This window comes from Enterococcus sp. DIV1279b, from assembly GCF_050531515.1.
GTDB lineage: Bacteria > Bacillota > Bacilli > Lactobacillales > Enterococcaceae > Enterococcus_D > Enterococcus_D casseliflavus.
This window is the reverse complement of record NZ_CP172891.1, coordinates 768,653-779,888: the sequence shown is the minus strand read 5'-3', so window position 1 is coordinate 779,888 and position 11,236 is coordinate 768,653. Positions and strand designations below refer to the sequence as shown.

The 11,236-nt window shown below is 33.5% G+C and carries 13 protein-coding genes and 1 pseudogene; 6 read left to right on the top strand and 8 right to left on the bottom strand.

Translation table 11 applies throughout. From position 1 onward, the window contains the following. Positions 1-102: 102 nt before the first annotated feature. The gene (locus IGI71_RS03740; RefSeq protein WP_269924369.1) at positions 103-795 is read right to left on the bottom strand and encodes a MurR/RpiR family transcriptional regulator; all 693 of its coding nucleotides are present in this window, start codon (positions 793-795) and stop codon (positions 103-105) included. 40 nt (positions 796-835) lie between these two features. Here IGI71_RS03740 and IGI71_RS03735 point away from each other — a divergent pair, with 40 nt between their 5' ends. The 5 genes from IGI71_RS03735 to IGI71_RS03715 all read left to right on the top strand — a co-directional run bounded on the left by IGI71_RS03735 (position 836) and on the right by IGI71_RS03715 (position 4,816). Beyond that, positions 836-1,453 (top strand): hypothetical protein, encoded by a 618-nt coding sequence (locus IGI71_RS03735; protein WP_002309706.1) that lies wholly within the window; start codon positions 836-838, stop codon positions 1,451-1,453. 11 nt (positions 1,454-1,464) lie between these two features. Then, on the top strand, positions 1,465-2,766 hold the full coding sequence (locus tag IGI71_RS03730; RefSeq protein WP_002309705.1) for a PTS sugar transporter subunit IIC: 1,302 nt from the start codon (positions 1,465-1,467) through the stop codon (positions 2,764-2,766). A 121-nt stretch (positions 2,767-2,887) separates the two neighbouring features. Continuing rightward, the gene (locus IGI71_RS03725) at positions 2,888-3,568 is read left to right on the top strand and encodes an IS6-like element IS1216 family transposase (RefSeq protein WP_179190905.1); all 681 of its coding nucleotides are present in this window, start codon (positions 2,888-2,890) and stop codon (positions 3,566-3,568) included. Positions 3,569-3,756: 188 nt separating this feature from the next. Further along, positions 3,757-4,371, top strand: coding sequence for a recombinase family protein (locus tag IGI71_RS03720; protein ID WP_002345745.1), 615 nt, complete (start codon positions 3,757-3,759; stop codon positions 4,369-4,371). Positions 4,372-4,672: 301 nt separating this feature from the next. After that, complete coding sequence (locus IGI71_RS03715) at positions 4,673-4,816, top strand: type I toxin-antitoxin system Fst family toxin (RefSeq protein ID WP_306769983.1); 144 nt, start codon at positions 4,673-4,675, stop codon at positions 4,814-4,816. A 584-nt stretch (positions 4,817-5,400) separates the two neighbouring features. Here IGI71_RS03715 and IGI71_RS03710 read toward each other — a convergent pair. The 4 genes and pseudogenes from IGI71_RS03710 to IGI71_RS03695 form a co-directional block, all read right to left on the bottom strand. Beyond that, positions 5,401-5,646, bottom strand: a pseudogene (locus IGI71_RS03710) (MerR family transcriptional regulator); the annotation flags it as partial. Positions 5,647-6,441: 795 nt separating this feature from the next. Further along, positions 6,442-6,747, bottom strand: coding sequence for a hypothetical protein (locus IGI71_RS03705; protein ID WP_034879067.1), 306 nt, complete (start codon positions 6,745-6,747; stop codon positions 6,442-6,444). An 86-nt stretch (positions 6,748-6,833) separates the two neighbouring features. Continuing rightward, positions 6,834-7,049, bottom strand: coding sequence for a hypothetical protein (locus tag IGI71_RS03700; RefSeq protein WP_010748155.1), 216 nt, complete (start codon positions 7,047-7,049; stop codon positions 6,834-6,836). 66 nt (positions 7,050-7,115) lie between these two features. Further along, complete coding sequence (locus IGI71_RS03695) at positions 7,116-7,316, bottom strand: cold-shock protein (protein ID WP_005237682.1); 201 nt, start codon at positions 7,314-7,316, stop codon at positions 7,116-7,118. 295 nt (positions 7,317-7,611) lie between these two features. Between IGI71_RS03695 and IGI71_RS03690 the strand changes: the two genes are divergently transcribed. Continuing rightward, the gene (locus tag IGI71_RS03690; RefSeq protein WP_005237684.1) at positions 7,612-7,761 is read left to right on the top strand and encodes a hypothetical protein; all 150 of its coding nucleotides are present in this window, start codon (positions 7,612-7,614) and stop codon (positions 7,759-7,761) included. Between the two features lie 75 nt (positions 7,762-7,836). On the opposite strand, the gene IGI71_RS03685 is transcribed toward IGI71_RS03690, so the two are convergent. From IGI71_RS03685 to IGI71_RS03675, 3 genes are all read right to left on the bottom strand, one after another. Beyond that, entirely contained in the window at positions 7,837-8,040 is a 204-nt protein-coding gene (locus IGI71_RS03685) for a hypothetical protein (RefSeq protein ID WP_005225249.1), read from the bottom strand. Between the two features lie 836 nt (positions 8,041-8,876). Further along, entirely contained in the window at positions 8,877-9,947 is a 1,071-nt protein-coding gene (locus IGI71_RS03680; protein ID WP_086295849.1) for a chromate transporter, read from the bottom strand. Positions 9,948-10,350: 403 nt separating this feature from the next. Next, positions 10,351-10,830, bottom strand: a complete 480-nt coding sequence (locus tag IGI71_RS03675) for a GGDEF domain-containing protein (RefSeq protein ID WP_010748153.1) — start codon at positions 10,828-10,830, stop codon at positions 10,351-10,353. Positions 10,831-11,236 lie beyond the last annotated feature (406 nt).

Here is an 11,236-nt window from a genome sequence, read left to right as displayed (position 1 = left end):
TTTGGAAATTCCTAAACATGTTCAGAACACACAGAAAACACTTACATTCTAAAGAAGATTCTTTATACTAGATTTTGAAGAAACAGTGGCCACAGCGTTCTTCTATTTATAAATAGCCTTCAGCGCCGCGCTCAACAAAAGCTCAAATTGATTCAGTGTCGTGCCAAAGAAAAGATTTGGTTGGTAATCAGATATTTTTTGTGGAATATAGGTTTCCGTGCTAATGGTTAATGTTGCCAGCGTACCGATTTTTGAATTTTTTTGCCCAACAAATGCGATCACATCGATAAAGTGATCGTTCGCAATTTTAGCTAATTCGGCTAATCGAACTGTATCACCAGAATTGGAAATAATAAAAAGCAGAATATCTTGTTGCACTTGCCGTCTAAGAAATTCTAAATGACTATTGGCCGTCGCACGAAATCCATATAGATTAAGAGATTCCGAAAAATAATTGGCTAGATTTTGCGAAAAACCTGAGCCAAGAATCATAATCCGTTTATCGCGATACGCAGACATTAAATGTATGAATGCTTCCTTCTCCTCATTGGAGAATGTGCTTGGCATCGTAATGTCAGATTGGCTGTTTCCTAGAGCAAATACCAACTCACTATAACCGGAATATCCAATTTTCTTCGCCATATTGATAATCGTTGCAGTAGAAACATACGATGCTTTGGCAACGTCACGAATCCCAATATTTTTTAAAGACTGACGATTTTTTTTCATAAATCGTAAGACTTCAGCTTCTGAGTCATTCAGTTGGTATTTATCTATAAGCATTTCAACATCCATAAGATTCACCTCAAATTTTATCTAATAGGAGTATTATATCATGACAGAAACGAAATTTATTCAAGATCCGTGGTCAAAAATGACTACCCGTAACGGCTTACGTGGAGATGAAGCTATCTCAGCATTACAGAAATCGATTCGTCGAGGCAAAGAAAAAGAAGCATGTGAATTTGCTTATGAAATGTATATCACCTCACCACAATTTGAAGAGAAACTCTGGAGAAGGCTATTGGCGATCAGTGTTGAGGATGTGGGCATGGGCAATCCTATGGCCGCCATCATGATCAATAACTTAAACGCCATGCGCAAAGAATTCCAATACAATGAATCCGATCGTGCGATGTATTTTTTCCACGCGATTCGTTACCTATGCCAATCTGAAAAAGATCGTTCATCGGATTTACTTAAGAACATTGTTATCAAGAGTTTCGCTATGGGATATATTCCAGAAATTCCTGATATTGCGTTGGATAAACATACTGTTCGGGGACAGGCAATGGGGCGTGGTTCAGAACACTTTTTGCATGAAGCAAGTAAAGTGATCCCCCAAGCAAAAGTTGATAATGACTACAAGGAACAATACGAAAAAATCATCGAGACCTATGATCCAGATCACGTCGTGCCAAGTACGTTTTCATTTAATCCTTGGCAAGTATAGGAGGAAGTTATATGGAAAATTCTGCGTTTATCATGAAACTGAATGACATACTTAGCCCCATCGCAGCCAAGATAGGTAATCAGCGCCACCTAAAAGCTATATCCAGCGGTATGATGTTTGGCCTACCCTTTATTGTTATCGGTTCTTTTTTTCTGATTTTTGCAAATCCACCCATCAATATTGATCAATACAATCCAGATACAGCTAATATTTTCATGAAATTTATGGCCAGCTGGAAAGATTTTGCCGTAGCAAATTATGATCTCATCACAGCCCCTTATAATTTGACAATGGGAATCATCGGATTCATTAGTGTTTTTGGCATTGCATTTTCCCTTGCCAATGAATACAAAATTAATCCTTCCATGAATGGCATGGTTGCATCTGTCATTTATCTAATGGTTTGTACACCAGTGGAAGAAGGTGCCATCAATCTTAATTTCCTTGGGACAAACGGATTGTTCGTCGCAATTATCATCGGCTTGCTAGTAGTGGAAATCAACCGACTATTTGAAGTAAAAAATATTAAGTTGAAACTCCCAGATACAGTTCCACCCATGGTAGCAACCTTTATCAATATGCTCGTTCCACTGCTGACAAATATATTCATCTTTTATGGCATCAATCTGATTTTCTTGGCAGCAACAAACAAAATCTTCCCTGAAGCAGTGATGGAAGTCCTGACTCCAGCAACGAACATCGCTGGCAGTCTAGGTGGTTTCTTATTGATCGTGACTTTGGGTAACATCCTATGGCTATTTGGTATCAATGGCTCGTCAATTATTTTCCCTATCGTCTTTACATTGGGAATGGCTCAAACTGGTTTGAATGCTGAACAACTGGCAAATGGTGAGACCATGACACACTTAATGAACTTACAAATGTTCCGTATTTCTGTACTTGGTGGAGCCGGTGGTACTTTGGGTTTGGTTTTATTGATGATGCGAAGCAAAGTACCCGAATATCGCACAATTGGAAAATTGTCATTGGTTCCTGGAATCTGTTCCATCAACGAACCAGTGATTTTCGGATTACCTATCGTTTTTAACCCTATTTTGGCAATTCCATTTTTGATTACGCCCATCATTTCATTATTGCTGACCTACTTTGCTCAGCAACTAGGATGGATTGGGATTGGATTTATCGTCGATCCTTCCTTCACACCTTTTTTTGCACAAGCTTATCTTTCAAGTATGGACTGGCGCAATATTCTCTTTTGCCTACTGTTGATCGTCATCAGCATCTTCATCTACTATCCATTTTTTAAAGTCATGGAGAGCAATAAAACAAAATTAGTAGATGAAAAACTATAGTCGTCATTCTTAACCTTGTAACGAAAATATGGTTCTATACTATTTAGGGTTCTGTTGCAAAGTTTTAAATCTACTATCAAATAAGGTAGAATAATAGAAAAAGATAGCAGGAGGAATGACGATGAATCATTTTAAAGGAAAGCAATTTCAGCAGGATGTGATTATTGTAGCCGTGGGCTACTATCTTCGTTATAACCTTAGCTATCGTGAAGTTCAAGAAATCTTATATGATCGTGGCATTAACGTTTCTCATACGACGATTTATCGTTGGGTGCAAGAATATGGCAAACTACTCTATCAAATTTGGAAAAAGAAAAATAAAAAATCCTTTTATTCATGGAAAATGGATGAAACGTACATCAAAATTAAAGGAAAATGGCATTATTTGTATCGAGCCATCGATGCAGATGGTTTAACCTTGGATATTTGGTTACGTAAAAAACGGGACACACAAGCAGCCTATGCTTTTCTTAAGCGGTTAGTGAAGCAGTTTGATGAACCGAAGGTTGTAGTCACAGATAAAGCCCCCTCTATTACAAGTGCCTTTAAGAAACTAAAAGAATACGGCTTTTATCAAGGGACAGAACATCGTACCATTAAATACCTGAATAATTTGATTGAACAAGACCATCGTCCAGTAAAGAGACGCAATAAATTCTATCGAAGTTTACGCACTGCCTCTACCACGATTAAAGGCATGGAAGCCATTCTAGGATTATATAAGAAAACCCGAAAAGAAGGTACTCTCTTCGGGTTTTCGGTCTGTACTGAAATCAAGGTATTATTGGGAATCCCAGCTTAAATCATAGATACCATAAGGGATTTTATTCTTTATTTAAAACTTTGCAACAGAACCGCTTTTATCATTCTAAATCAAATTGTATATTTAAAGCGTACCCTAAATACACATTGATATTATGTTGAAAAATCTAGCGTTCTGACGTATGATTAGGGTGTATTTTAAATGCTTAAGAAAAGTAGGAAATAAATTTGAAAATTGCTTATATTCGAGTTTCATCCATCGATCAAAATGAACAACGCCAAATTGAAGAAATGGAAAAGTTTGGCGCTGAAAAAATTTTTATAGAAAAGCAATCTGGAGCAACTATCAGTCATCGGCCAATTTTTCAGGAAGCTTTAGATTTTGTCAGAGAGCAAGATATTTTTATTGTAGAAGCCATTGATCGACTTGGACGAAATTATGACGAAATTATCGATTCAGTTAATTATCTAAAGAAGAAGAATGTGCGACTTATTATCACCAGTTTACCAATCATGGCTGAAGCAATCGGAAATCCTCTCCTGGATAAATTCATCAAAGACTTAATCATTCAAATCTTAGCCATGATTGCCGAACAAGAGCGTACTGAATCTAAACGACGCCAGGCACAAGGAATTAAGATTGCTAAAGCAAACGGCGTCTATAAAGGTCGTCCTAAGTTATACAGTGCAGAAACAAAAGATCCTCAGCGACGCCTTGTTTATAAAAGCATCGTTCAGGATCTGGAGAATGGAGTTGCTATCTCAAAGATTGCAAAAGACTATAATGTGACTAGGCAAACAGTTTACCGAATAAAAAAAGAAATGGATCAACTAATTGTATGATTTCTTTTTTAAATCACGTAATTATGAATAGCTTTGTTATCAAGATAGCCAATCAAGTAAAATTCATCTAGCTAAGTTGATTATATTTATGATAACGAGAAATTAGTTGACATAAATATAATCAACACAATAATCATGCTGATTTAAAGCTATTTATCACCGATAACTTTGTATAATATATCTTATGTAAACTAAAATAATTATGTATTCTTAAAAATAATGAACATAATTAAAATTGACCTATTGTGACACTTGCGTGGGATCACTTACTAGTAATCAATCTAGTGCACGAACTTTTAATATGTTAAAATTAGTAGTCGCCTATCCGACAGTCTTGCGACTGGAGGGAGGTGTTTTCATGATTCAATTCTTCATTTGCCCCCTTCTTGTCGGCTTACTAGTAGCCCTCTTCGAGTATTGGCTGAATAATCGAGACAAGAAGTAAAGCAACGAAGGCGACATCAGCCCACAAAATGAAACCCCAGAGAATCCGACCTCTCTGGGGTTTCGTGGTGTTTTCATGTCCAATAATTCATTTGCATGTATATTTTAACATGTAATTTCAAGGAAATCAATGAAGACAGGTATTGGAAAGAGCACTGCCTGAAACTTCAATAACGGGCAGCGCAACTCTAAATATACAAATTTAAGTATATCATAATAAAAAAATATGAAAAAATTTGAAGGTAGTGAAGATTCTACCGTCGTTTGCTTTACTTTTATTCTTAATAAGTTTTGTAATAATTACTCGACACGGTAGTTCGTTAGCTACGCAGCCACTGATCGTTGCATAGTTTCTGACATTGTTCTTATGATTCAGTAACTCTTATTCCGTTTGACTCCTAATAGTTCATGGGCGAAGCGCGTCCGTCTAAAATAGTTGTTTCTATCGTTTGAACCTCATTGACAATTTTTGGAGAATCTTACCATCCCTTTTCAGCAGTTAAATGTAAAATTCTTTAATAGCTACGCTTATTTTTCATCCAGAATGATAACCTCCCAAATTTTTCCTTCTATCTATATAGCATCATTTTGTGCTTCACGTGATTGAGCTAGTTGAGCAAAATCAATTAAAGATTCAATCGACAATCCAGCATTTCGTAAGTTTTTTGCTAGATAAATCCAATTTAAATCATTGGTAGTATAATCTCGGTAGCCGCTCTCGTGGCGGTGAACGGGTGGTATCTCGCCAACACGCTCATAATAGCTTAGTGTATCCACACTTAAATCAAACATTTCAGCTGCTTTTTTATATTCATCGAATCTCCTCCTCATTCTTCTTATTTATAATAAACCATGGAGTTAACTCTAGAGAAACCAGAAGCCTCTTGTCTCTATGCTAATACTACACTAAATACCTCCTCACATTCCGTAGACTATTAAAATATTAAGCAATAGATAAAATCAGTTAAATGCAACTTCTCATATTCTAATGTTTATTAAGTAAGAATAATGTTAAAATAAAAAAACGAAGAGTATTCGGCGCAGTCCAGAAAAACTTCCCCAAGTTTTCTGTGCCGGTACTCTTCTTAGATTAATGCATGTTGCTTAATCAGCCTACGCTATATATTTCTTTTTTGCAAGTAATTACGATGTAGAAGCAATGCTTAGGAATCCCTTACGTTTTTTCTATTTTTACTTTTGACTTCTTTTAAGTGCTATACTGGATAAGTACCATGAAAGTAGGTGTTCAAATATGAATACTAATTTTTATCCAGTGGAAGTTTTTAGTTCGGACTACCGTTTATATTCATCAAAAGCAAAAACAAATTTGTATGATTTTCAATCGAGACCACCTTTGATCACGTCATTTGCTGTGCTAAATTTGAAAGAGTTGCGCAATATTCAACTCAAATTATTTATTTACGATATTGATATCGAAAAATTTTCTACTTTAGAGGAAGCTAAATCTAGATGTAACTCTCTTATGTATAAATAATTTAACTAGCTGATCATAACTAGTTTTTTTGTATATCTGTATCTAATGAACTAAATGTTCATCCTTAATCTGCTTAATAAAAAGAAATATTTATCGCTAAACTTATGGTGGCGGATTTAGAAGTTTATAGATTAGCGAATGACACAGAAATATCTGCCATCTGCTATGGGTGAATCAGATAAAATATATTTCTGGATGGTTCCTTTGAAGAGTTTTTCTCCTTCACAGCAACTTTTTAAAGAAGTATACATTTTTTCAGAACCATCCAGATAATAAACATTGATTCCCTGAATCTGATTATAATTAATCGGAGAACGTCGTGTACAAGAAAGTTGATCTCCTAGATATTTCACTTCATTAACAATCATTGGGTCATTAAGCCAATTTTTGTTAAGTGTCAATTTTACGATTAACTGATGAATAGCTTCTTTTTGCATTTTATTCCTCCACTCAAACCAATCGTCTATCCAGTTTACATATACATAGTACGTGATTAAAAAACTCAATCTATTCTTCATTGATTTCAGTTACTCATTAAATTTTTATAATTTATAACTGTTCTTTCCGTAGTATTCGTCACTTCTGAATTTGAAAGGGTTACAACTGCCGAATTGCTGAGTAGCTTTATAATTGTTCCAGCTGCTTGTTTTTTTCTATATCGAAATATGACCTGTTGATCTATATGAAAAGCTTGGCCTTCTATTGAAAGTTGTTGTGGTTTCCATTGTGAAAAACTCATTCTTACCCCTCCTTTGAAGTATGAAAAAACCGCCTCACACATGTTGAGACGGGTTAAAAGGCACTTTTATGCTTTATAGATATTAGCAGCTTGCAAACCGCGTTGACCTTCTTCAGTATCAAAAGTAACTGCTTGACCTTCATCTAAAGATTTAAATCCATCCGCTTGAATCGCTGAAAAATGAGCAAAGACATCTTGACCATCTTCTCCTGTAATGAACCCAAAACCTTTATCTGAATTAAACCATTTTACTGTACCTTTATTCATACTATTTCCTCCTTGTGCATCATTACGAATGCGTTTTGTTGCAATAATTGTTTGATAAGCAAAAGGAGAGTATAAATTTATGTATAGCACTCTTAATACGTTTCAAAGTTTATCACTACAAGTAGTATACCACACAAACTCTTTAGTTGCAACTTTACATAAAAATATTATTTTTTTATAAACTTATCACTCACTATACACTATTTTATTTTTAATGTGCTATACTATCTATATAGAATTTCGCTATGAACGTTATCGTTACCTTTCGTCACTATTTGAGAGAGGAGAATGTATTATGACATTCACTAACAAAACAATTGATTATCGTGTTACTTTGGACACTAACTTAAACTTGTTTATTGTTTTTTCTAAAAATGATGAAACCAAAGTGGCAACCGGTACTACAATCGAAAATGCAGTACATGAATTAGAAAAACTAGCATAAGGAGTGAAACTCTCTAATGGCCAAGCTCTTTTCATATTAAAGGCAGCTACTTGTAAGAATGAGTAGCTGTCTTATTCATTTTTTGTGTGCTAATTTGCTAAAAATGATCTCCATTGTTTCAAGTGTATCGATATCCATCTGACACAACCAGAGAAATACCTTCTTTTCCTCCTCCGTCCAAGTAGTTTTTGGATAGGCGGAAAGAAGTTTCAGATATTTTACACGTTGGATACTAGATGACAATAGCCAGTGCTGTTCAAAACTCTCACTTTCTTCCATATCATCCCTCCAAAATGGTATTACCTACAGTTAGACATAGCAAATGCAAGTAACTTTTAACTAAAAAATATCACAAACTAGCAAGCCAATCATCACAGATTAAAAATTGCTTTTTTTATGTTAATAAAGCAGTACATCTATTTATTGTCTCCTATTCTTAGATCCAGCTTCAGCTCGATTTTAAAATAGAGCAAAATCCTATAATTTCTGATCCGTTAAAATCAATATTGTAGAATTCATAATCATTTTTTATCAAGCAATCATTTATTTAAAAACCATTCACATAAGTAATAATTAACTTTTCGAAACCTAAGACTTTAAGGAATATTATTTTATTCTATAGTGGTTTTCCGATAATGCTTCCACATAATATCTTAATAACTTGTAATCTTTTTCATCAATACTTTTTATTATTATTTTATTTCCAAATAACGATCTGTGTGAACTTTTTAAAAGTCTGTGATGTATCTGATTTACAATCAAATACTCTACTTCTTCGTCCTTCAAGTTAGGATCAGTAATCTTTTCTAAATCCCGATGAATATAATTATATTCTAAGTGAGACGCGTCATTAATAACTCGTTTAAATTCTTCTTTCTCAACTTTCAGGAAAATCACGTCCTTCCCTTAATAAAAAACTCAGCGAAAAGAGAGATTAACTAACCACTTCTGCTATTTAAAAATACATATTACGTAATCAAATAAATTTCAATTCAACATCAGATATCTTTACAATAGTATGTTACCCCTTACCTACAAAAAAATCTATTGTTTTTATACATAAATACCCTAACATTCTTATGCAAAACTCTTATCAATAGATCATCTAATCTAAATCATAAAAATAGACCTAATAGAATTCCCCCTAAAATGAAGAATGCAGAGTTAATTTTGTATTTAAGAATACCTAATAGACTAATAAAAAAAATTAAAATGAAATACCATTCAACAAATATATTTTGTCCTAATTGGATGGTAACATTAGCCATCAATGCTAATGCTGCCGCATTTATACCAATTAACATTTTGGAAAATGTATTGGATTGTTTAAGCTTGGAAAATAGTGGTGCTAATATAAGAACCAGTAGAAACGATGGTAAAAAAATCCCTACTGTAGCTACCAAAGCACCTGGGATACCGAAAAGTAAATATCCAATAAAAGTTGCTGTAGTAAATACAGGCCCAGGAGTAAATTCGCCTACAGATATGGCATCTATCATTTGAACTTGGGTCAATACTTGTAACTTATCAACAAATTCTGATTGGATAAACGCAAGTAATACATAGCCACTACCATATAAAAGTAAACCTATTTTCAGGAAAGTTAAAAATAAAATTGAGAGACTAAATGGCTCTATGACATAATTTTTAAAATTCCAATCTTTTTTTATTAATAGTAAGAGTATTGCGGCAACTATTAACACAGTGAGTTCCGAAGCACCAAAAACAACCAAAAGCAGAGACAGGCAAAAAACAATAAATGTAGACATATCTTTTATAGCTGTTTTAAAAAGCTTTATTAGAGCTGCTACAATAATTGCTACAATGACAGGCTTTATATACTCCAGAATTGTTTGAACTCTAGGAAGGTCTCCATATAATTTATAAAAGTGCCCTATAATCATTACAATGACCATTGCTGGTAAAATAAATGAAATACCTGCTAAAAATAATCCCCATTTTCCAGCACGCCGATGACCTAATATAATTGCCATCTCTGTAGAGTTTGGACCAGGAATCAAGTTAGTAAATCCTAATAAATCTAGAAACTCTTCCTTAGACATCCATTGCCTTTTATCCACGACTTCTTCTTCCATCATAGCGATATGAGCAGCTGGTCCACCAAAAGCAAAGAACCCAAGTTTTGAGAACACTTTAACAATCTCGATGTATTTATTTTCTTCCATAAGCCCTCCAATAGCATGAGAAATATTAAGTTATGTGCATGATTTGTTATATCAATGACCGGTTTCAGTTTATTAGATCTTTACTTTCCAATAAATAGTTTAGAAAAGGACGCAAAGAGAAAAATAGAACTTTCTCTTTGCGTCCTTTGATGAAACCTTCTGAAAAATGATAAATATATTATCATTACAGTAGATTTACTCACCTATAAATATAAAAGCAACATATAAAAAGAAGACTTCCCCAATCTGCTTTCCCCGCTACTCTTTTAATGAGACACACTAGAAAATTTTAGAACAATTATTTATATATAGCAAGTAAAATGCCCTTGTTAAACAATACTATTTTAATGAACCGTCCAAGAGATCTTGATCAAGCCAAAATCATGTTTAATTGCATAATAAATCAAGAATAAACAACAAGTGTGTTTCTACCTCTTTTTTTTGCAGCATACAGCGCTTGATCAGCCTGATTAATGAGTTCATATACATCTAAAGAAGAATCATACTTAGAAATGCCAGCAGAAAAATAAAGCGTAATCTTTCTTTCCCCTCCAATATTCAACTTATTTTTTAATAAGAATGCCTGAAATCTTAATATAGTCTTTTGAACAGACTTTAATGTACTGTCTTTGAAAATAACTAAAAATTCTTCGCCTCCATATCTATAAACCTCTACTTGATCTTGGTGTGCTTCACTAAGAAAAGTTGTTATTTTTTTTGAAAAGAATATTAAAGCACGATTTCCTGTAATGTGTCCATAGTGATCATTAATTCTTTTAAAATGATCTAAATCCATCATAACAAAAATAAGCTTTTCCTTTTCAACCTCTGTCATACTATCTACGTCTTGATTTAAGCTTCTAATATTTTTAACTTTCGTCAATTCATCGTAGTTTCTCCCAATAAGTTTTCTATTTATATCTTTTAAGAATTATTTTTGAGTACTTAGATAGTATTGCCAAGAAATACAAATAATTATAGACCCTATAAACAAAGATAGATATTCCCAAAAAGTAAGTTTATATTCAAAAAAGAGCATAGAATTCAATCCAGCCATCATTAGAGTAATTAAAACAAAAAATATATAAAACGGTATCTGTATTTTATATTTATAAAAGCTTTTTTTAATTACGAAACTAAAAGTGAATGCCAGTATACTTAGAACTAGAATACTAAGTAATGTCTTGATATCAATAATACTTATTACGATAGTCTGATAAACACCATCATTAGAGCCAATAAAAGAAAATAATTTTTCATTTTGAATGAGTTAAAGTATAAGATAAATA